The sequence below is a fragment of the Amycolatopsis sp. FU40 genome (genome assembly GCF_021903635.1).
GTDB classification, from domain to species: domain Bacteria; phylum Actinomycetota; class Actinomycetes; order Mycobacteriales; family Pseudonocardiaceae; genus Amycolatopsis; species Amycolatopsis dendrobii.
On the sequence record NZ_CP091381.1, the window covers coordinates 9,532,580 to 9,552,595 of the forward strand.

Annotated in this window: 19 protein-coding genes and 1 riboswitch; of the genes, 14 read left to right on the forward strand and 5 right to left on the reverse strand. The window is 69.2% G+C overall.

What is annotated here, in order from left to right; genetic code table 11:
- Positions 1-178: 178 nt before the first annotated feature.
- Positions 179-1,039, forward strand: a complete 861-nt coding sequence (mutM, locus tag L3Q65_RS45145; RefSeq protein ID WP_182892147.1) for a bifunctional DNA-formamidopyrimidine glycosylase/DNA-(apurinic or apyrimidinic site) lyase — start codon at positions 179-181, stop codon at positions 1,037-1,039.
- Here the strand turns inward: mutM and L3Q65_RS45150 are convergent.
- Positions 981-2,471, reverse strand: a complete 1,491-nt coding sequence (locus L3Q65_RS45150) for a nitrilase-related carbon-nitrogen hydrolase (protein ID WP_237598377.1) — start codon at positions 2,469-2,471, stop codon at positions 981-983. The two genes, mutM and L3Q65_RS45150, sit on opposite strands and share 59 nt — an antisense overlap.
- Positions 2,455-3,036 carry a TetR/AcrR family transcriptional regulator gene (locus L3Q65_RS45155; RefSeq protein WP_237598378.1) on the reverse strand — a complete coding sequence of 194 codons (582 nt, stop codon included), beginning with the start codon at positions 3,034-3,036 and terminating at the stop codon, positions 2,455-2,457. The genes L3Q65_RS45150 and L3Q65_RS45155 overlap by 17 nt, the downstream gene beginning before the upstream one ends.
- Positions 3,037-3,196: 160 nt before the next feature.
- Here L3Q65_RS45155 and L3Q65_RS45160 point away from each other — a divergent pair, with 160 nt between their 5' ends.
- The gene (locus L3Q65_RS45160; RefSeq protein WP_182892144.1) at positions 3,197-3,520 is read left to right on the forward strand and encodes a PadR family transcriptional regulator; all 324 of its coding nucleotides are present in this window, start codon (positions 3,197-3,199) and stop codon (positions 3,518-3,520) included.
- Positions 3,521-3,564: 44 nt separating this feature from the next.
- Positions 3,565-4,788: a DUF1700 domain-containing protein gene (locus L3Q65_RS45165; protein ID WP_237598379.1), complete on the forward strand. Its 1,224-nt coding sequence runs from the start codon at positions 3,565-3,567 to the stop codon at positions 4,786-4,788.
- 230 nt (positions 4,789-5,018) lie between these two features.
- On the opposite strand, the gene L3Q65_RS45170 is transcribed toward L3Q65_RS45165, so the two are convergent.
- Entirely contained in the window at positions 5,019-5,540 is a 522-nt protein-coding gene (locus tag L3Q65_RS45170) for a general stress protein (RefSeq protein ID WP_009074217.1), read from the reverse strand.
- Positions 5,541-5,778: 238 nt separating this feature from the next.
- Here L3Q65_RS45170 and L3Q65_RS45175 point away from each other — a divergent pair, with 238 nt between their 5' ends.
- The 10 genes from L3Q65_RS45175 to L3Q65_RS45220 all read left to right on the forward strand — a co-directional run bounded on the left by L3Q65_RS45175 (position 5,779) and on the right by L3Q65_RS45220 (position 18,380).
- Positions 5,779-7,143, forward strand: a complete 1,365-nt coding sequence (locus L3Q65_RS45175) for a glutamine synthetase family protein (RefSeq protein ID WP_237598380.1) — start codon at positions 5,779-5,781, stop codon at positions 7,141-7,143.
- The gene (locus tag L3Q65_RS45180) at positions 7,124-7,837 is read left to right on the forward strand and encodes a gamma-glutamyl-gamma-aminobutyrate hydrolase family protein (protein WP_237598381.1); all 714 of its coding nucleotides are present in this window, start codon (positions 7,124-7,126) and stop codon (positions 7,835-7,837) included. The genes L3Q65_RS45175 and L3Q65_RS45180 overlap by 20 nt, the downstream gene beginning before the upstream one ends.
- Complete coding sequence (locus tag L3Q65_RS45185; protein ID WP_237598382.1) at positions 7,834-9,198, forward strand: aldehyde dehydrogenase; 1,365 nt, start codon at positions 7,834-7,836, stop codon at positions 9,196-9,198. Before L3Q65_RS45180 ends, L3Q65_RS45185 begins: the two co-directional genes overlap by 4 nt.
- Entirely contained in the window at positions 9,199-9,966 is a 768-nt protein-coding gene (locus L3Q65_RS45190) for a 3-oxoacyl-ACP reductase (RefSeq protein ID WP_182892139.1), read from the forward strand.
- Between the two features lie 252 nt (positions 9,967-10,218).
- Positions 10,219-10,320: riboswitch (glycine riboswitch) on the forward strand.
- A gap of 43 nt (positions 10,321-10,363) precedes the next feature.
- Positions 10,364-13,195, forward strand: coding sequence for an aminomethyl-transferring glycine dehydrogenase (gcvP, locus tag L3Q65_RS45195; protein WP_182892576.1), 2,832 nt, complete (start codon positions 10,364-10,366; stop codon positions 13,193-13,195).
- Positions 13,196-13,230: 35 nt separating this feature from the next.
- Entirely contained in the window at positions 13,231-14,319 is a 1,089-nt protein-coding gene (gene gcvT / locus L3Q65_RS45200; RefSeq protein ID WP_237598383.1) for a glycine cleavage system aminomethyltransferase GcvT, read from the forward strand.
- 15 nt (positions 14,320-14,334) lie between these two features.
- On the forward strand, positions 14,335-14,712 hold the full coding sequence (gene gcvH, locus L3Q65_RS45205; RefSeq protein WP_037356097.1) for a glycine cleavage system protein GcvH: 378 nt from the start codon (positions 14,335-14,337) through the stop codon (positions 14,710-14,712).
- Positions 14,712-15,989 carry a serine hydroxymethyltransferase gene (gene glyA, locus L3Q65_RS45210; protein WP_182892137.1) on the forward strand — a complete coding sequence of 426 codons (1,278 nt, stop codon included), beginning with the start codon at positions 14,712-14,714 and terminating at the stop codon, positions 15,987-15,989. The genes gcvH and glyA overlap by 1 nt, the downstream gene beginning before the upstream one ends.
- Positions 15,986-16,990, forward strand: a complete 1,005-nt coding sequence (lipA, locus tag L3Q65_RS45215; protein ID WP_237598384.1) for a lipoyl synthase — start codon at positions 15,986-15,988, stop codon at positions 16,988-16,990. Before glyA ends, lipA begins: the two co-directional genes overlap by 4 nt.
- 16 nt (positions 16,991-17,006) lie before the next feature.
- Positions 17,007-18,380 (forward strand): L-serine ammonia-lyase, encoded by a 1,374-nt coding sequence (locus L3Q65_RS45220; protein WP_182895557.1) that lies wholly within the window; start codon positions 17,007-17,009, stop codon positions 18,378-18,380.
- A gap of 31 nt (positions 18,381-18,411) precedes the next feature.
- Here the strand turns inward: L3Q65_RS45220 and L3Q65_RS45225 are convergent, their stop codons facing one another.
- Both L3Q65_RS45225 and L3Q65_RS45230 read right to left on the reverse strand, forming a co-directional pair.
- Positions 18,412-18,585, reverse strand: a complete 174-nt coding sequence (locus L3Q65_RS45225; RefSeq protein WP_182895558.1) for a hypothetical protein — start codon at positions 18,583-18,585, stop codon at positions 18,412-18,414.
- Entirely contained in the window at positions 18,585-19,172 is a 588-nt protein-coding gene (locus L3Q65_RS45230) for a helix-turn-helix transcriptional regulator (RefSeq protein ID WP_182895559.1), read from the reverse strand. Before L3Q65_RS45230 ends, L3Q65_RS45225 begins: the two co-directional genes overlap by 1 nt.
- A 72-nt stretch (positions 19,173-19,244) precedes the next feature.
- On the opposite strand from L3Q65_RS45230, the gene L3Q65_RS45235 reads away from it, so the two are divergent.
- Positions 19,245-19,967, forward strand: a complete 723-nt coding sequence (locus L3Q65_RS45235; protein WP_037810150.1) for a FadR/GntR family transcriptional regulator — start codon at positions 19,245-19,247, stop codon at positions 19,965-19,967.
- The last annotated feature ends 49 nt before the right edge of the window (positions 19,968-20,016 follow it).

A 20,016-nucleotide genomic window follows, 5' to 3' on the forward strand; every position in this document is an offset into this window, starting at 1 on the left:
CTCTTCCCGGGGCCGGTCGACTCAGGTCGACCGGCCCCGTTTTCGTCGGTGGCGCGACCGGCTCCGGCTGTGTCCCGCTGGTTCTCGCGGCCCCGGTTTCCGGGCCGGAGAACCGGCCTTCGCGGTTCCGCGGCGGCACCGGTCCGGAATTGTCGGTGACGGCAGGCAGAATGAGCGCATGCCCGAACTACCCGAGGTCGAGACCGTCCGCGCCGGTCTCGAAGCGCACGTCGCCGGTCGTACCGTCCGGGCCGTCGAGGTGTTGCACGACCGCGCCATCCGGCGGCATGCCCAAGGAGCCGCCGACTTCACCGGACGGCTCGCCGGAGTCACGATCGAAGCGGCCCGGCGGCGCGGCAAATACCTGTGGCTGGAACTGTCCGACGGCGAGGCGGTGCTGGCGCATCTCGGCATGAGCGGCCAGATGCTGGTGCAGCCCGAGGACACGCCGGACGAGAAACATCTGCGCGTCCGGGTCCGGTTCGCCGACGACGGACCGGAACTGCGGTTCGTCGACCAGCGGACGTTCGGCGGGCTGGCGCTGGACGAACTGGTCGAGGTCGACGGCGACAGCTTGCCCGGCACGATCGCGCACATCGCGCGGGACCCGATGGACCCGAAGTTCGACCCGGAAGCGGCGGTGCGCGCGCTGCGGTCGCGGCGGACCGAGGTGAAGCGTGCGCTGCTGGACCAGACGCTGGTGTCCGGAGTGGGCAACATCTATGCCGACGAGGCGTTGTGGCGGTCCAAGCTGCATTGGTCTCGGCCGACCGAGAAACTCACTGCCGCGCAGGGGCGAACGCTGCTGTCCGCGGCCAGTGACGTGATGTCCGCGGCACTGCTGGTGGGCGGGACGTCGTTTGACGCGCTTTATGTGAATGTGAACGGACAGTCGGGGTATTTCGAGCGCTCGCTCGATGCGTACGGCCAGGAAGGGATGCCGTGCCGTCGGTGCGGGTCGCCGATCCGGCGGGAGCCGTTCATGAACCGGTCGTCGTTTTCGTGTCCGAGGTGTCAGCGGCGGGCGCGGGCCGCGTAGCCGCCCGCGATCGAGTGAAGACCAAGCCGGCAACGGTAATCGCCAGCGAAAGCCAAGCGAACCAGTCGCCGAAGCGGGTGTGGAACGTCGCGCCGGGGCCAGCCGGGACATCCGCGGTGACTGCTGTGAACGGGGACGGGCCGCCGGTGCGGGCTTCGCCGAGGACGCGGCCGTAGCCGTCGGACAGCATCAGGCTGCCGTTCGCGTCGGAGAGGGCTATCGACTGTCCGCTTTCGACACCACGCAGCAGCGCGTTGCGGGTGTGCTGCCAGCCGCCCTCGTCGTTGCTGCCCGGCGGGACCGCCAGTTCCGCCGGGATGGCGAGGATCCGCGAACCGGCGGCGGCGTAGTCGCGGCTGGGGGAGGCGAACGTCGTGTCGCCGCAGATCACCAAGCCGGTCGAGACGGCCGCGCCGGGAATGAACACGAGGTCCCGGCCGGGCGGGCTCACCAGGTCGTGGTGCTTCAGATAGCGAGCGGGCGCTGAGCCGTCGGCGGGGAAGGCCAGTGCGTAGTCGTAGTTGTGCTTGGCGGGGCGGTCGTAGTACTCGAAGCCGGCCACGATCGCGGCGCCACGGGTCTTGGCCGCCTGTCGCATCGGCTCGACCAGAGCGGCGGGCCATTCTTCTTCGGCACTGAAAGCGGCTTCAGGCAATACGATGAGCCGCACGCCGTCGGGCATGGCGGAGATCTGGTCGATGTAGTCCCGCACCAGGGCGCGGCCGCGAGCGGTGCCGAGTTCAGGACCCCAGTGATAGCCGGCGTTTTGCGTGATCGCGGCCATCCGTACCGCCGGGCCGCTCGTGCCGGAAAGCCTGAGTGCGCCGCCGCCAAGGGACAGCGCCACGATGAGTGCGGCGACGACACCGGTGCGCAGCCGAGAAGCTCCGGGCGCGCACATCGCGGCGATCGCGCAGGCGGGCAGCAGCACCAAAAACTCGACGCCCCACATTCCCGCCCACGAAGCGGTTTGCAGCACGAGCGGTGCGTCGCCTTGATCGTTGGCGAGGGAACCCATCATTCCCATCGGGTTCGAGACGGCGGCAAGGTACAGGAGGGCGGTCCACGCCGCCGGGGCGGCGAGGCTGGCCAGCAGTGTCCGGCGGCGGCGCGTCAAAGCCCAGAAAAGCCACACCGCGAACGTGAACACCAGCGACATCCCGACGTCGATGGCGGCCCCGAACGGCCACAACGGTTCGTCGCCGGAATGTGCTTGGTAGGCCCACATATTCGCGGTGCCGAGCAGGAACGCGCCGAACGCGGTGCCCGCGGCCGTCCAGCCGCCGGCGCGGGTTGCCAGCAGCAGCACCGGAAACGGCGCGAGCCAGGTCAACGCGGCGATCGGGGCGAGTCCGGTGCCGAAGTAGAAGAGCGCTGCCGAAGACAGCAATGCGGCCGGGATCTGCCAGCGGGCATTACGCTTTGAGTCCACAGAAAACCCTCCGGGAAGTACGCCGGCACAGCTCGCGGAACTCGGGTTCCGTCGTCCCCATCCGGCCGGCGAGGTAGTGCAGCACCATGCCTTGCATCTGGCTGCTGACGGTCAACGCGGCTTCCAGCGGGTCGTCGGCGCGCAGCACGCCCTCGCGCATGCCGTCTTCGATCAGCCGGACCAATGCGGTGAACGGCGGCGAGCCGGGTTCGCGGAAACCGTCCGGGTACAGCCGGGCGCGCGCCCAGCTGTCGGTCATCAGGAAGCGGTACAGGTGCGGCTGACCGAGCGCGAAATCCAGGAACCCGTCCAGCAGCGCGTCGTACCGGTCGGTCCACTCGCCCTCGGACATCGGGTCCTTCCACGCCGCGCCCAGTTCCCGCCCGGTGGCGTCGGCGACCGCGCGCAGCAGGACCTCGCGGTTCGCGTAATGCCGGTAGATCGCCATCGCGGTGACTCCGGCGGCTTCGGCGACCCGGCGCATGGTCACCGCGGCGGCCCCCTCGGCGGCGACGATCTCGCGCGCCGCCGCCACCAGCCGTTCAGCAGTCGGAATCCCAGGCATGTCTACACCGTATACCTCGATGTCTACGTTGTATACCTCACCGTTGGTCTCTCTCTGCACCGGAAGAACGGGCAGCGGTACCGCCCTTCGGCCGCTCGCCGTGCACACTACTGCGCTATGCGTGGTACCGTCTCTCGCGCAAGACCGGGGAAGGAACGCCGTGGAGATCAGTCAGCTGCTCAAGGGAGTGCTGGACCTGGCGGTCCTCGCGGTGCTGCGGGACGACGACGGCTACGGCTACGACGTGCTGCGAAGACTTCGCGTCGCCGGCCTGGACGAGGTCGGGGACGCATCGGTGTACGGCACGCTGCGGCGGCTGTACAAGGCGGGGTTGCTGACGTCCTACGTGGTTCCGAGCGAAGAAGGCCCGCACCGCAAGTACTACAGCTTGAACGAGCGGGGCCGGGCACGGCTCGCCGAATCGGTGCGCACGTGGCACAGTTTCGCGTCCACTATGGACAGTTTGGTGAAAGAGCGGGCCTGACCGCGCGGACAGGCGGAACGCGGCACGAATCGGGGAGAGGCAGCATGAGCACGGACAAGCCGACGGCCGCGCGGGCGTACCTGGCGAGGGTGCGCACCGCGCTCGCGGATCTGCCCGCGAACGAGATCGAGGAACTGCTCGAGGACGTCCGGCCGCAGCTGGCCGAGATGGAGACGGAACTCGGGGCGGCGGCGCGGGTCGAGGACCTCGTCGCGCGGCTCGGCACCCCGGAGAGCTATGCGGCCGAACTGCGGGCGTCCGGCGGATACCCGCCCGCTCCGGCGGTTCCGGAAGCGGCGACCGAGGCGCTCCCGACGGCGAAGCCGGGCCGGGCCGGGCCGCGGTTTGCCTTGTGGGGCTTGCTGTTCTGTGCGGCGGGGACGGCGCTGGTCGCGTTCTCCGCCGCGGTGCGCTTCGACGTCGAGGTACTGGTCGGGATGCTCGTGCTCGCCCCGGTGTTCGCGGTGAGCGTGGCGTTCCTGCTGCTGCGCGGGACCGGCGCGTTGCGGGAGTTGCCGGAGGTCGTCCGCGCACGGGCGATGGTGCAGTCGATGCGGGAGGACCGGTCGGCCGAACGCGCGTTCGCCTACCTGAACTCGCTGAAGCCGGCGTGGTGGCTGGTGTGCGCGTTCGCGCTGCTGGCGTTCGGGCTGCTGATGATGATCCGCGACCTGCACGCGGTCCTGCTGCTGCCGGTGCTGCTGGTCGCCGCGGGCCTGGTGATGTGGGCGGGCCCGCGGATCAAGGCCGACGGGCGGATGCTGTGGATCGCGGTGCCGGTGTCGGCGTTCGTGGTGGGCAGCGCGTTCGGCGGCCTCGGCGCGGCGGTCAAACTTGTCCGCGACCGTTCGTACTCGTCGAATTCCACGCCGTCGTACGCCTCGTCGATGTACCAGGACTCCCACGGCAACGAGTCGCTGCGCTACGGCCAGCACGAACTGACCAATCTGTACGTTTTCGACGCGAACGGCAAACCGCTGGAGAACGTCTACCTCTACGACGACCGCGGCCGTCCGCTCACGATCACGCGCTACGGCTGCGAGAAGGACACCGGAACGAGCCAGATGACGGGACAGGACAACCAGTTCCCGCGCCCGAAGGTCGTCGAAGGAGTGCAGGACGACCACGGGAACGTCAACGGCTACAACGGTTATCGCGGTTACTGCCGGGAAGACGCCGGGGTGCCGTTCGCGGCGGTGATCCCGAAGGCTCCGGCGACGTCCGGTACCCCAGCTCCGCCGACGAAGCCCGCTCAGCCGACGAGGTAGGCGTGCGGGGTCATGAGTGGCTGTGCCGCTGAGAACCGGCACAGCCACTCATGAGACCCAGCCACCGCGAACCGGTGCCGGAGCCGGGTTTCGCTCAGCCCGGTCTCGCCGAGCCTGCGCCGCGCTTGGTGGCGAGGTCCCGGCGGTGTCTCCCGGCGAAGCCGCCGAACACGAAACCGGGCGCCCAGGCCGCGAACGGCCCGGGCGCCCGGGAGGCGAGTCGCCGGAACTCAGTGGTTGAACGCCGACCGCGCGGCCAGATCCGCCAGCAACTGGCGGCCCTTCTCGGCGTTGCGCGGCTGCGACAGCACGTCGTAGCGCTGCGCGACCAGCTGGCTCTGCGAGATGAACCCGCGCTTGTTGCGGTTCGCCGCGTAGCCCAGTGCGCCGAAGGCCACGTTGAACACGACACCCGCGGCGAGGCCCAGCACGATCGACAGCAGCCCGGCGGCCGGGTTGAGCATGCTCAGCACCAGGCCCAGGAACAGGCCGAACACCGCGCCGGACATGGCCGCGCTGCTGAGCATCCGGCTCCAGCTCATCTTGCCCGCGATGCGCTCCACCAGCATCGGCTGGACCCCGACGATCGTGACGTCGGTGACCGGGAAATCAGCGTGCGCGAGGTGGTCGACGGCCTGCTGGGCCTGTTCGTAGGACTCGTACGACCCGATCGGCCACCCGGTGGGCAGCGTCGGGAGCTGCGGCCGCGCCTGCTGCTGGCTGAACGTGGTCTGCGTGAATGCTTCAGTCATCCCTCTCACCTCTCTTGCCCGGTCCAACGCGCGAGGCGGCGGATTTGGTCCCGGACGCACCCGATTCACAGTATCTTCTCAGCCGGGCAACCCGGACATAGCAGGCACCGTGCGGGTGAGGCCGGCGAAGCGCGCGTTTAAAGGTCTAACAAAATACCTTTCAGTGGATTGACCGAGACTCGGCGGCCCGGTAGGAAGAAGCCGCAAAGGACCTGATCCGAACCTTTGGGGCGATGCGATGGCGGCCAGGCGAGGAATGCTCACGCTCGAAGAACTCCGCGAACGGGTGACGGCGGGCACGATCGACACGGTGCTCGTCGCGCTCACCGACATGCAGGGGCGGCTCCAGGGCAAGCGCTGTTCGGCGGAGTACTTCCTCGAAGAGGTCGTCGGCCACGCGACCGAGGCGTGCAACTACCTGCTCGCGGTGGACGTCGACATGAACACCGTCGACGGCTACGACATCTCGTCCTGGCAGAGCGGCTACGGCGATTTCGTGCTCCGGCCGGACTTCGCGACGCTGCGGGAGATCCCGTGGCAGGAGGGCACCGCGCTGGTGCTCGCGGACGTCGAGCGCGTGCAGGGCGGCCCGGTTTCCGTTTCGCCGCGCCAGGTGCTGCGCCGTCAGCTCGACCGGCTCGCCGAGCACGACCTCAAGGCGTACGTGGGCACCGAACTCGAGTTCATCGTGTTCGACGACTCCTACGAGTCCGCGTGGGACAAGCGCTACCACGACCTCAAGCCGTCCAATCAGTACAACGTCGACTACTCCATGCTCGGCACCGCGCGCATCGAGCCGCTGCTGCGCCGGATCCGCAACGGGATGGCGGGCGCGGGCCTGTACCCGGAGTCGGCGAAGGGCGAGTGCAACCCGGGGCAGCACGAGATCGCCTTCCGTTACGCCGAAGCGCTCGCGACCTGCGACAACCACGGCATCTACAAGAACGGTGCGAAGGAGATCGCCGCGCAAGAGGGCAAGAGCCTCACGTTCATGGCGAAGTACAACGAACGCGAAGGCAACTCCTGCCACATCCATCTGAGCCTTCGCAGCAAGTCCGGCGAAGCGGTGCTTCCCGGCGACGGCGATCACGGCTTCTCGAAGCTGATGCAGCACTTCCTCGCCGGACAGCTGGAGGCGTTGCGCGAGCTGACGTACTTCTTCGCCCCGAACATCAACTCCTACAAGCGTTACGTCCCTGGCAGCTTCGCGCCGACAGCGATCGCGTGGGGCACGGACAACCGTACGTGCGCGTTGCGCGTTGTCGGGCACGGTGATGGCCTGCGCGTCGAGAACCGCGTACCCGGTGGAGACGTCAACCCGTACCTTGCTGTCGCCGCCATGGTCGCTGCGGGGCTGCACGGCATCGAGAACGAACTGCCGTTGGAGCCTGAGTTCGTCGGCAACGCGTACGCGTCCGACAAGCCCACTGTGCCGGTCACACTTGCTGAAGCGGCCGAAGTCCTCGAAGGCAGCCGTATCGCGCGAGATGCCTTCGGCGCCGATGTAGTCGACCATTACCTCAACGCCGCGCGGATCGAGCGCGAAGCGTACGAGCGAGCTGTGACCGATTGGGAGCGTATCCGTGGTTTCGAACGACTCTGACCCGCCGGTCATCGGGCTCAGCACCTATTCGGAACACGCGAAGTTCATGGCCTGGGACACCGAAGCGACGCTGCTGCACCGGGTGTACGCGGACTGTGTGGTCAAGGCGGGCGGGATTCCGGTGCTGCTGCCGCCAGTAAGCACGAAGTACGACGTGCTCGTGGGACGCATCGACGGTCTCGTCCTCACCGGTGGTGCGGACGTCGACCCCAGCCGTTACGACCAGGAGCCGCACCCGGCGACGTACGTCCGCCCGGAGCGCGACGCGTTCGAGTTCGGCCTGTTCGCGGCGGCGCGCGCGGCCGGGAAGCCGGTGCTCGGCGTGTGCCGCGGACTGCAAGTCATTAGCGTCGCGCTCGGCGGCACGCTTTCGCAGCATCTGCCGGAAACCCTGGGCGACGCAACGCATCAGCCTGCTCCGGCGACGTTCGGCACCAGCACGGTCACCCTGGTCGACGGCACGCGGGCGGCCGCGATTCTGGGCCGGGAAACGAAAGTCCAGTGCTACCACCATCAGGCGATCGACCGGCTCGGCTCCGGACTGGTCCCGTCCGGCCACGCGGCGGACGGCACGGTCGAGGCCGCCGAGATGCCGGGGGAGTTCGTGCTCGGCGTGCAGTGGCATCCGGAGCAGGACGGCGACGACGTCCGGCTGTTCGCCGCGCTGGTGAACGCCGCGCAGGAGGGGAAATGACGACGTTCGAGGTGCGCAACCCGGCGACCGCGGAAGTGGTGCGCGAGGTCGAGCTGACCACCGAGGCGGAGACCGACGCCGCGATCGCCCGCGCGCACGCCGCGTTCCCGGCCTGGCGGGCGGTCGCCCCTGGCGATCGGGCGAGGCTGCTGCGCCGGTTCGCGGACGCGGTCGACGCCGACGTCGAGCACCTCGCCCGGCTGGAGGTCGAGAACTCCGGGCACACCATCGGCAACGCCCGCTGGGAAGCGGGCAACGTGCGCGACCTGCTGGAGTACTCTTCCGGAGCGCCGGAACGGTTGCTGGGCAAGCAGATCCCGGTCGACGGCGGCGTCAACGTGACCTTCCACGAGCCGCTGGGCGTGGTCGGCGTGATCGTGCCGTGGAATTTCCCGATGCCGATCGCGGGCTGGGGCTTCGCGCCGGCGCTCGCGGCGGGCAACACCGTCGTGCTCAAACCGGCCGAGCTGACCCCGCTCACCGCGCTGCGGCTGGCCGAACTCGCCCGCGAGGCGGGAATCCCCGAGGACGTCTTCCAGGTTCTGCCAGGCAAGGGATCGGTTGTCGGACAACGGTTCGTCACGCATCCCGCGGTGCGCAAGGTCGTGTTCACCGGCTCCACCGAGGTCGGCAAGCAGGTCATGGCGGGCTGTGCGGCGCAGGTGAAACGGGTGACGCTGGAGCTGGGCGGCAAGAACGCCAACATCGTGTTCGCCGACGCGGACCTGGAGAAGGCCGCCGCGACCGCGCCGTACGGGGTGTTCGACAACGCCGGGCAGGACTGCTGCGCGCGGTCGCTGATCCTGGTGCAGGACACCGCTTACGACCGGTTCCTCGAGCTGCTGGAACCAGCGGTCCAGGGGGTGGTCGTCGGCGATCCGGGCGACGAGGCGACCGAGATGGGCCCGCTGATTTCCGCGGACCACCACGCCAAAGTCTCCTCCTACGTCACCGAGCGGACGCCGGTCGCCTTCCGCGGCAGCGCTCCGTCCGGCCCGGGCTACTGGTTCGCGCCGACCGTCGTGCTCCCGCCGGGATTGGCCGATCCGCTGGCCCGCGACGAGATCTTCGGCCCGGTCGTCGCGGTGGTCCGGTTCCGCGACGAGGCCGAGGCGGTGCGGATGGCGAACGACACCGAATACGGCCTGTCCGGTTCGATCTGGACTCGCGACGTCGGCCGCGCTTTCCGGGTCGCGCGCGGCGTCGAATCCGGGAACCTGTCGGTGAATTCGCACTCCTCGGTCCGGTACTGGACGCCCTTCGGCGGCTTCAAGCAGTCCGGTCTCGGCCGCGAACTGGGCCCGGACGCCGCGGCCGCCTTCGCCGAGACGAAGAACGTTTTCCTGAGCACGGAGGAATAAATGGTGCAGCGTTTTGACGGCCGCGTCGCGGTGATCACCGGCGGCGCGAGCGGCATCGGCCTCGCCACCGCCAAGCGGCTGGCGAGCGAGGGCGCGAAGGTCGTGATCGGCGACGTCACGCCGGAGCAGGGCAAGGCGGCCGCCGACGCGGTGGGCGGGGCCTTCGTCCAGGTCGACGTGACTGACGCGGACCAGGTCGAGGCCCTCTTCCAGACGACGGTCGACGAGTTCGGCGCGGTCGACGTCGCGTTCAACAACGCGGGCATCTCGCCGCCCGAGGACGATTCGATCCTCACCACCGGCATCGAAGCGTGGGAGAAGGTGCAGCGGGTCAACCTGACCTCGGTGTACCTGTGCTGCAAGGCCGTCCTGCCGCACATGCAGCGCCAGGGCCGCGGTTCGATCGTGAACACCGCGTCGTTCGTGGCCGTGATGGGAGCCGCGACGTCGCAGATTTCTTACACCGCCTCGAAAGGCGGCGTGCTCGCCATGACGCGCGAGCTGGGCGTGCAGTTCGCGCGCGAGAACATTCGGGTCAACGCGCTGTGCCCGGGGCCGGTCAACACGCCGCTGCTGAAGGAACTGTTCGCCAAAGACCCGGAGCGCGCGGCCCGGCGGCTGGTGCATGTTCCGGTCGGCCGCTTCGCCGAGCCGGAGGAAATCGCCGCTGCCGTGGCCTTCCTGGCGAGCGACGACGCCAGCTTCATCACCGCCGCGCAGTTCCTCGTCGACGGCGGCATCTCCGGCGCCTACGTAACGCCGCTGTGACTGTCCGTGAAGGGCTCCTTGAGGGGATCTGATTCCCTCAAGGAGCCCTTCACGGACCGTTGGCAGTGGGTGTGGCGTAGGCCGGGAGCGGTAGACTGGCGACTGAACCACCAGGTAGGGTGCGTTCCACCGGCAGCACCCACAACTGAACACAGGGCCGTTCGAGCCGGAGCGGGAGAGTCCCATGCGATCAGTGGGACACCGAAGGAGCAAACTCCCCGGAATCTCTCAGGTAACCGCTACCGCTTTTGGCGAGGCCACTCTGGAAAGCAGGCGCACCCGCGCCTCACCCAAGGTGAAAGCCGTGCCGAGCGCGCGGTGAAACTCTCAGGTGCCCATGACAGAGGGGGAGTTCCCAGTGCACCGCCGCGCCCGGTGCCCGTCCCGAGGAGCTCCCATCACCTCCACCCCCTTCGACACCCGCCATATCGGTCCCGGCGAGGCCGAGCGGGCGAAGATGCTCGCCGAATGCGGTTACGGAAGCCTGGACGCCCTCGTGGAAGCGGCGGTGCCGTCCGCCATCCGCACGGCCGGTGACCTGGCGCTTCCCGCGCCCGCCTCCGAGGAAGAGGCCACCGCCGAGCTGCGTGCGCTCGCCGCGCGCAACCGGCCGATGACGCAGATGATCGGCCTCGGCTACTCCGACACCGTCACGCCGGGCGTGATCCGCCGCAACGTGCTGGAGAACCCGGCCTGGTACACCGCGTACACGCCGTATCAGCCGGAGATCTCGCAGGGCCGGCTCGAAGCGCTGCTGAACTTCCAGACCGCGGTGTCCGACCTGACCGGGCTGGCGATCGCCAACGCCTCGATGCTCGACGAGTCCACCGCGGCCGCCGAGGCGATGACGCTGATGCGCCGGGCGTCGAAGTCGAAGTCCAATGTGGTCGTTCTCGACTCCGAAGTCCTTCCACAGACCATCGAGGTCGTGCGGACGCGCGCCGCCGGCCTGGGCATCGACGTGCAAGTGCGCGACCTGCTCACTGGGCTGCCCGAGGAGTTCTTCGGCGTCATCGTGCAGTACCCCGGCGCGTCCGGCGTGCTTCGTGGCCGCGGTTTCTACCACGCGGTTTCCGAAGCGGCGAAGGCCGCGGGCGCGCTGTACACGGTCGCTGCCGACCTGCTCGCGCTCACCTTGATCGCCGCGCCCGGCGAGTTCGGCGCGGATGTCGCCGTCGGTTCCACGCAGCGCTTCGGCGTGCCGCTGGGCTACGGCGGTCCGCACGCCGGGTACATGGCGGTGCGCGCAGGCCTGGAGCGGTCGCTGCCTGGCCGTCTGGTGGGCGTGTCCGTGGACGCGGACGGGAACACCGCGTACCGCCTCGCGCTGCAGACGCGCGAGCAGCACATCCGTCGCGAGAAGGCGACCTCCAACATCTGCACCGCGCAGGTGCTGCCTGCGGTGCTCGCCGCGATGTACGCGGTCTACCACGGTCCCGAGGGGCTGAAGGCGATCGCGACGCGGGTTCACGAGCTCGCCGCCGGTCTCGCGAACGCGCTGCGCGACGGTGGCGTCGAAGTCGCGCACGAGGCCTTCTTTGACACTGTGGTCGCGAAGGTGCCTGGCCGTGCTGCGGAGGTGCACGCGGCTGCGCGCGAGGCGGGGATCAACCTCGGTCACGTCGACGCCGACCACGTCCGTATCGCCTGCGACGAGGTCACGCGTCCCGACACGCTCGCGAAGGTGCTTCGCGCCTTCGGTATCGACAGTGCGTGGGAAGCCGCACAGGCGCTCCCGAACGGTCTCGCCCGCGAGAGCGGTTACCTGACGCACGAGGTGTTCAGCACGCACCGGTCCGAGACGTCGATGCTGCGCTACCTGCGTCGCCTCGCCGACCAGGACTTCGCGCTCGACCGCGGGATGATCCCGCTCGGCTCGTGCACGATGAAGCTCAACGCCACCACCGAAATGGAGCCGATCAGCTGGCGCGAGTTCGCGGGCATCCACCCGTTCGCGCCCGCCGAGGACGCCGAGGGCTACCACGAGCTGGTCCGCCAGCTTTCCGGCTGGCTCGCCGAGGTCACCGGCTACGACCAGGTCTCGCTGCAGCCGAACGCGGGCAGCCAGGGCGAACTCGCCGGGCTGCTGGCGATCCGCGCCTACCACCAGGCGAACGGCCAGCCCGAGCGCGACGTCTGCCTGATCCCGTCGTCCGCGCACGGCACCAACGCCGCGTCCGCGGTGCTCGCCGGGATGCGCGTGGTCGTGGTCAAGTGCACCGACGAGGGCAACGTCGACCTCGAAGACCTGCAGTCCAAAGTGGACCAGCACAGCTCCGATCTCGCCGCGATCATGGTCACCTACCCGTCCACGCACGGCGTCTACGAGCACGGCATCGAGCGGCTCGCCAAGATCGTGCACGACGGCGGCGGACAGGTGTACGTCGACGGCGCGAACCTCAACGCCCTGCTGGGCCTTGCGAAGCCGGGCGAGTTCGGCGGCGACGTCTCGCACCTGAACCTGCACAAGACGTTCTGCATCCCGCACGGCGGCGGCGGTCCCGGCGTCGGCCCGGTCGCGGCGCGCGAGCACCTCGCGCCGTACCTGCCGAACCACCCGCTGCTCGCGCAGGCCGGACCGGAAACCGGTGTCGGCCCGATCAGCGGCGCGCCCTACGGTTCGGCGTCGATCCTGCCGATTTCCTGGGCGTACGTGCGGATGATGGGCGCGCCCGGGCTCACCGAGGCCACCAAGGTCGCGGTGCTCGCGGCCAACTACATCGCCGCCCGCCTCGCGCCGCACTACCCGGTGCTCTACACCGGGCAGGACGGCCTGGTCGCGCACGAGTGCATCCTCGACCTGCGCGGCATCACCAAGGAAACCGGCGTGACCGTGGACGACGTCGCGAAGCGGCTCATCGACTACGGCTTCCACGCGCCGACCATGTCGTTCCCGGTCGCGGGCACGCTCATGGTCGAGCCGACCGAGAGCGAGGACCTGGCCGAGATCGACCGGTTCTGCGAGGCGATGATCGCCATCCGGCACGAGATCGACGAGGTCGCGGCCGGTCGCTGGACCGCCGAGACGAGCCCGCTGCGCGGAGCGCCGCACACCGCGTCGTCGATCGTCGGCGAGTGGACCGCGGACTACGACCGCGAGCTGGCGGTGTACCCGGTCGGCGTGGCGCGCAAGACGAAGTACTGGCCGCCGGTGCGGCGGATCGACGGCGCGCGCGGCGACCGCAACCTCGTCTGCTCCTGCCCGCCCCTCGACGCGTACGACGCGTGAGCGTGTCCTCCGCTCGCGACAACGAAAGGCTTCCTGTGACGGAAACCCCCCTGCACCAGGTCCACCAGGATCTCGGTGCGCTGTTCACCGATTTCGCCGGCTGGTCGATGCCGGTGCGCTATGCCAGCGAACTGGCCGAGCACAAGGCCGTGCGCGAGGCGGCCGGGCTGTTCGACCTGTCGCACATGGCCGAGATCCACGTCCGCGGCGCGCAGGCGGCCGACGTGCTCGACTACGCGCTGGTCGGCAACCTGACCGGAGTGAAGCCGGGCCGCGCCCGCTACACGATGATCTGCGACGCCGACGGCGGCGTACTGGACGACCTGGTCGTCTACCGGCTCGCCGACGAGGAGTACCTCGTCGTGGCCAACGCGGGCAACGCGACCGTGGTCGCGGACGCGCTGGCCGAGCGGGTCGCCGGATTCGACGCGGTGGTGGAAAACCGGTCCGCGGACACCGCGCTGATCGCGGTGCAGGGCCTGAAGGCGGTCGACGTGCTCGCCGCGGTGACCGACGCCGACCTCGCCTCGCTGAAGTACTACGCGAGCGTGCCCGCCGTCGTGAAGGGCATCGACGTGCTGCTGGCCCGCACGGGTTACACCGGCGAGGACGGCTTCGAGCTGTTCGTGCCCGCAGCGCAGGCGCCGGCGTTGTGGCAGCTGCTGACCGAGGCCGGTCAGGAGCACGGTCTGGTCCCGTGCGGGCTCGCCTGCCGCGACACGTTGCGGCTGGAAGCCGGAATGCCGTTGTACGGCAATGAACTCAGCCGCGAGCTGAACCCGTTCGCCGCCGGACTCGGCCGGGTCGTGAAGTTCGAGAAGCCGGGCGACTTCGTGGGCCGCGCGGCCTTGGAGGAGCTGAAGAAGGCCGACGTCCCGCGCGTGCGGGTCGGCCTGCGCGGCACCGGCCGCCGCGCCCCGCGGCACGGGTACGCCGTGCTGTCCGGGGATGCCACTATCGGGGAGATCACCAGCGGCGCGCTGTCGCCGACGCTGGGCTACCCGATCGCCATGGCGTATGTAGACCGGGAGCACGCCGAGCCCGGCACCGCGCTGTCCGTCGACATCCGGGGCCGCGTCGAGCCGGTCGAGGTCGTCGCCCTGCCCTTCTACTCCCGAGCCTGAAAGGCCCTCCGAGCAATGAGCATCCCCCAGAACCTGTCCTACACGAAGGAACACGAGTGGCTGTCGGTCTCCGACGGCGTCGCGACGGTGGGCATCACCGCGTTCGCGGCGAGCTCGCTCGGCGACATCGTGTTCGTGCAGTTGCCCGGCGTCGGCGACACCGTCACGGCGGGCGAGGTGTTCGGCGAGGTCGAGTCGACGAAGTCGGTCAGCGAGCTGTACTCGCCGGTGAGCGGCGAGGTGGTGGCGGTGAACGAGGCCACATCGGACACCCCCGAGGTCATCAACTCCGACCCCTACACCGAAGGATGGCTGCTGCAGGTGCGGCTCTCGGGCGACGTCCCGGAGCTGCTCGACGCGTCCGCGTACGCCGAGCTGACCCAGGAGAACTGATGACCGTCCCGTTCGACGCCCGCCTGTCCGAGGCCGACCCCGAGGTCGCCGCCGCGGTGGCCGCGGAGCTGGACCGCCAGCAGTCGACGCTCGAGATGATCGCCTCGGAGAACTTCGCGCCGGTCGGCGTGCTCGAGGCGCAGGGCTCGGTGCTGACCAACAAGTACGCCGAGGGCTACCCGGGCCGCCGCTACTACGGCGGCTGCGAGCACGTCGACGTCGTCGAGCAGCTCGCGATCGACCGGGCCAAGGCGCTGTTCGGCGCGGAGCACGCGAACGTCCAGCCGCACTCGGGCGCGCAGGCCAACGCGGCGGCGATGTTCGCGGTGCTGAAGCCGGGCGACACGATCCTCGGCCTCGACCTCGCGCACGGCGGCCACCTCACGCACGGGATGAAGATCAACTTCTCGGGCAAGCTGTACAACGTGGTCGCCTACCACGTCGACAAGGAGACCGGGATCGTCGACGTCGCCGAGATCGAGCGGCTGGCGGTCGAGCACAAGCCGAAGCTGATCGTCGCCGGCTGGTCGGCCTACCCGCGCCAGCTCGACTTCGCCGAGTTCCGCCGGATCGCCGACCTGGTCGACGCCAAGCTGATGGTCGACATGGCGCACTTCGCCGGCCTCGTGGCCGCCGGGCTGCACCCGTCGCCGGTGCCGCACGCGGACATCGTCACGACCACCACGCACAAGACCCTCGGCGGCCCGCGCGGCGGCCTGATCCTCTCCCGCCAGGAGCTGGCGAAGAAGATCAACTCGGCGGTGTTCCCCGGCCAGCAGGGCGGGCCGCTGGAGCACGTGATCGCGGCCAAGGCCGTGGCGCTCAAGATCGCCGCGACGGACGGGTTCCGCGAGCGCCAGGAGCGCACCCTGGAAGGCGCGAAGATCCTCGCCGACCGGCTGTCGCGCACCGACTGCGCGGAGGCGGGCGTCCGCGTCCTCACCGGCGGCACCGACGTGCACCTGGTGCTTGTCGACCTGGTGAACTCCCAGCTCAACGGCCAGGAGGCGGAGGACCGGCTGCACTCGGTCGGGATCACCGTCAACCGCAACGCGGTGCCGTTCGACCCGCGTCCGCCGATGGTCACCTCTGGTCTGCGGATCGGCACCCCGGCGCTGGCCACCCGCGGTTTCGGCGCCGACGACTTCACCGAGGTCGCCGACATCATCGCCGAGACGCTGAAGCCGGACTTCGACGAGGCCGCCCAGCAGGCGCTGCGGGGTCGCGTGGAGCTGCTGGCCAAGAAGCACCCGCTGTACGCGGACCTGAGCCGATGAGCGCGCAGCCCGAAGGCCGGAAGTTGTTGCGGCTTGAGGTGCGCAACAGTGAGACGCCGATTGAGAAGAAGCCGTCGTGGATTAAGACGCGGGTGCGGATGGGGCCGGAGTTCACTGAGCTGAAGGGTTTGGTGAAGCGCGAGGGTCTGCACACGGTGTGTGAAGAGGCGGGTTGTCCCAACATTTACGAGTGCTGGGAGGACCGTGAGGCGACGTTCTTGATCGGTGGTGATCAGTGCACGCGGCGGTGTGATTTCTGCCAGATCGACACGGGCAAGCCCGCCGAGCTGGATCGGACGGAGCCGCGGAAGGTCGCTGAGAGCGTGCAGGCGATGGGCCTGCGGTATTCGACGATCACCGGTGTGGCCCGGGACGATCTGGCCGATGGCGGTGCGTGGCTGTACGCGGAGACGGTGCGGCAGATTCACGCGTTGAACCCGGGCACGGGTGTGGAGTTGCTGATCCCGGACTTCAACGCGGAGCCGGAGCAGTTGGCCGAGGTGTTCGGGTCGCGGCCGGAGGTGCTGGCGCACAATGTGGAGACGGTGCCGCGGATTTTCAAGCGGATCCGGCCCGGGTTCCGGTACGCGCGTTCGCTGGATGTGATCACGCAGGCGCGTGCGGCGGGGTTGGTGACGAAGTCGAACCTGATCCTCGGGATGGGGGAGACTCCGGACGAGGTCGGCGTCGCGTTGCAGGATCTGTTCGACGCGGGCTGCGAGATCATCACGATCACCCAGTACCTGCGGCCCTCGCCGAGGCATCACCCGGTCGACCGGTGGGTCAAGCCGGAAGAGTTCGTGGAGCACGCGAAAACCGCTGAGGCGATCGGGTTCCCGGGTGTGATGGCGGGGCCGCTGGTGCGGTCGTCGTATCGCGCGGGCCGGTTGTACGCCCAGACCAAGGCCCACCGCGGCGAGGAACTGCCGGAAAACCTCGCCCACCTCACCGCCGAAGGACCGGCAGCCCAAGAAGCCAGCAGCGTGCTGGCGAGGAACTAAGAGAAGGGGCGGATCAATGGCGATCAGCGTCTTCGACCTGTTTTCGATCGGCATCGGGCCGTCGAGTTCGCACACGGTCGGCCCGATGCGGGCGGCCAAGACCTTTGTGGACGGTCTGGTCGAGGACGGCGTGCTGGAAACGGTCGCGCGAGTGCAGGCCGAGCTGTTCGGCTCCCTCGGCGCGACCGGTTTCGGGCACGGCAGCGACAAAGCGGTGCTGCTCGGGCTTTCCGGCGAGCGGCCGGAGGAAATCGACACCGACACGGTGCCCGCCAAGGTGGCGGCGATCCGGGAGTCCGGGCGGCTGGCTGTCGGCGGAACGCACTCGGTGGCGTTCGCCGAGGACACCGACCTGACGATGCACCGGCGCAAGTCGCTGCCCGCGCACCCCAACGGGATGGTGTTCCGGGCGTTCGCTTCCGACGGCGCGCTGGTGCGGGAACGGACGTACTACTCGGTCGGCGGCGGCTTCGTCCGGGACGAGTCGTACGAGACCGACACGGTGTTCGTGGAGGATTCCACGCCGGTGCCGTATCCGTTCCGTACCGGGGCGGATCTGCTGAAGCACTGCGCGGACACCGGGCTGCCGGTCAGCGAGATCATGCTGCGGAACGAGCTCTCCTGGCGCAGTCGCGAGGAGATTCGGGACGGGCTGTTGCAGATCTGGCAGGTCATGGCCGAGTGCGTGCGGAACGGGTACACGCACGAGGGTGTGCTGCCGGGCGGCCTGAAGGTGCCTCGGCGGGCGAAGTCGTTGCATGACAAGCTGCTCGCCGAAGACGGCGCGGACGATCCGTTGTACGCGATGGACTGGGTCAGTCTGTACGCGCTCGCGGTCAACGAGGAAAACGCCGCGGGCGGACGCGTCGTCACTGCCCCTACCAATGGCGCGGCCGGAATCATTCCAGCAGTTTTGCACTACTACCAACGGTTCGTGCGCGGGGCGTCGGACGACGGCATCGTCACCTTCCTGCTGACTGCCGGTGCGATCGGCTCGATCCTCAAGCAGACCGGATCGATCTCGGGCGCCGAGGTCGGTTGCCAAGGCGAGGTCGGCTCGGCCTCGGCGATGGCGGCCGCCGGGTTGACCGAGGTGCTGGGCGGCTCGCCGGCTCAGGTCGAGAACGCGGCCGAGATCGGCGTGGAGCACCACCTCGGCTTGACGTGCGACCCGGTGGGCGGGCTGGTGCAGATCCCGTGCATCGAGCGCAACGCCGTCGGCGCGTCCAAGGCGATCCACGCCGCGCGCATGGCGATGCGCGGCGACGGAAGCCACGTGGTGACGCTGGACAAGGCGATCAAGACGATGCGCGAAACCGGCGCGGACATGTCGGTGAAGTACAAGGAGACCGCGCGCGGCGGACTCGCGGTGAACGTCATCGAGTGCTGATTTTCGGTCCGTGAAGGACTCCTTGAGGGAATCAGATTCCTTCGAGGAGTCCTTCACGGCGTTTCGGGGTGGCGAGGCGAAGGCCCAGTTCCATGAGCCACCAGCCGAGTCGTTGCCGGGCGGGCGTCCGGGGCGGATTGCGGACGGCGGCGGCGAGCAATTCGTCCTGCCGGGCCGCGGCGAGTGCGTGCAGGAACGGTTCCATCAGGATTCCCCCTGGCCTTCGGACGCGGCGGTCGCGTGCGGGAACGCCGCCCATTGCGTGATCACCGTTTCGTCGCCGGGACGGGCCGGGCGGCGGTAGCGCTCGATCACCGCTTCGATTTCTTCGATCAGCTGCTGGGATTCGCCCGGGGTGAGCGGCATCCGGGTGCTGCTCAGCGTCGAGCTGTCCTGCCATTCGCCCGCCCAGCGCGGCAGCTCCGAGACGAATCGCGCTTGCTCGCGGTAGCGGATGTCCACGTGCTGGTGCAGGAAAGCCATGAGCGGCCCGGCCATTTCCGGGTCGTCGACGAAGTCGGCCGCGCGCATCCGGGTCGATTCCTGCGCCGCCTTCCACCAGCGTTCGCGTTTCGAGCCCCGGCTGGTGTCTTCGGCGACCAGTCCGGCGTCCGCGAGCTGGCGCAGGTGCCACGAGGTGGTGCCGGAGCTCTCGCCGACGCGCTTGCCGAGCCCGGTCGCGGTGGCCGGGCCGTCGACAGTCAGCAGGTCGAGCAGTTCCATGCGCAGCGGATGCGCCAGCGCGCGCAGGGTGCGGGCGTCGATCTGGCGCGCGCGGCGTTCGTCGGACATGTTCCGTACAGTAGACCGCAGAGAAAGCTTTGCAAAGAGTTCTCTGCAATCCGGCAGCATAGAATCGGACAGGTGGAGTCGACCTCGGTGGTGAGCGCGAACGCGGCCCTGTTCCGGCCGGTGCGTGCCGGGAACGCCTTCGAGGAGACCGTCGAGCGGTTGTTGCAGGCGATTCGGCTCGGGGTCGTCGGCGCGGGGGACCGGTTGCCCTCTGAACGCGAGCTGGCGGAACGGCTCGGCGTCAGCCGGGTGACGCTGCGGGAGGCGATTCGCGCGCTGGCCGACGCGGGGTACGTCGAGTCCCGGCGCGGACGGTACGGCGGCACGTTCGTGAACGAGAAACTGCCGGAGCCTGCGGAACGCGCGGTCGGCGAGGTGGACGCGGCCGGGCTGGAAGACGCGTTGTGCCTGCGGCATGTGCTGGAGACCGGTGCCGCGGAGGCGGCCGCGGCGCGCACGTTGAGCCCGGCGGACCGGCAACATCTGACCGGCACGCTCGCGGAAGCGTCGGCAGCCAGTCTCGCCGATTACCGGCGCAAGGATTCGCGGCTGCACCTGGCGATCGCCGAGGTCACCGCGTCCGCGTCGCTGACCAGCACGGTCGCCGACGCGCGGACGCGGGTCAACCAGCTGCTCGACCGGATTCCGCTGCTCGAACCCAATCTGGAGCATTCGAACGCGCAGCACGAGGCGATCGTCGACGCGATCCTGGCCGGCGATCCGGTGGCCGCGCGGCAGGCGATGGCTGAGCACATCGAGGGCACGGCGTCGTTGCTCCGCGCGTTCCTCTCGTGATCAATTCACCGGGTAGACAGAACCTTGTCACCGGTTCAGTCGTCCTTCA

Excerpts from the sequence above, each read along its gene's own strand:
- L3Q65_RS45190 (WP_182892139.1), top strand. The coding sequence starts at position 9,199 with ATGGTGCAGCGTTTTGACGGCCGCGTCGCGGTGATCACCGGCGGCGCG.
- L3Q65_RS45170 (WP_009074217.1), bottom strand. The coding sequence starts at position 5,540 with ATGACTGAAGCATTCACGCAGACCACGTTCAGCCAGCAGCAGGCGCGG.
- lipA (WP_237598384.1), top strand. The coding sequence starts at position 15,986 with ATGAGCGCGCAGCCCGAAGGCCGGAAGTTGTTGCGGCTTGAGGTGCGC.
- L3Q65_RS45175 (WP_237598380.1), top strand. The coding sequence starts at position 5,779 with ATGGCGGCCAGGCGAGGAATGCTCACGCTCGAAGAACTCCGCGAACGG.
- gcvH (WP_037356097.1), top strand. The coding sequence starts at position 14,335 with ATGAGCATCCCCCAGAACCTGTCCTACACGAAGGAACACGAGTGGCTG.
- glyA (WP_182892137.1), top strand. The coding sequence starts at position 14,712 with ATGACCGTCCCGTTCGACGCCCGCCTGTCCGAGGCCGACCCCGAGGTC.
- L3Q65_RS45185 (WP_237598382.1), top strand. The coding sequence starts at position 7,834 with ATGACGACGTTCGAGGTGCGCAACCCGGCGACCGCGGAAGTGGTGCGC.
- L3Q65_RS45230 (WP_182895559.1), bottom strand. The coding sequence starts at position 19,172 with ATGTCCGACGAACGCCGCGCGCGCCAGATCGACGCCCGCACCCTGCGC.
- L3Q65_RS45155 (WP_237598378.1), bottom strand. The coding sequence starts at position 3,036 with ATGCCTGGGATTCCGACTGCTGAACGGCTGGTGGCGGCGGCGCGCGAG.
- mutM (WP_182892147.1), top strand. The coding sequence starts at position 179 with ATGCCCGAACTACCCGAGGTCGAGACCGTCCGCGCCGGTCTCGAAGCG.
- L3Q65_RS45220 (WP_182895557.1), top strand. The coding sequence starts at position 17,007 with ATGGCGATCAGCGTCTTCGACCTGTTTTCGATCGGCATCGGGCCGTCG.
- L3Q65_RS45165 (WP_237598379.1), top strand. The coding sequence starts at position 3,565 with ATGAGCACGGACAAGCCGACGGCCGCGCGGGCGTACCTGGCGAGGGTG.
- L3Q65_RS45225 (WP_182895558.1), bottom strand. The coding sequence starts at position 18,585 with ATGGAACCGTTCCTGCACGCACTCGCCGCGGCCCGGCAGGACGAATTG.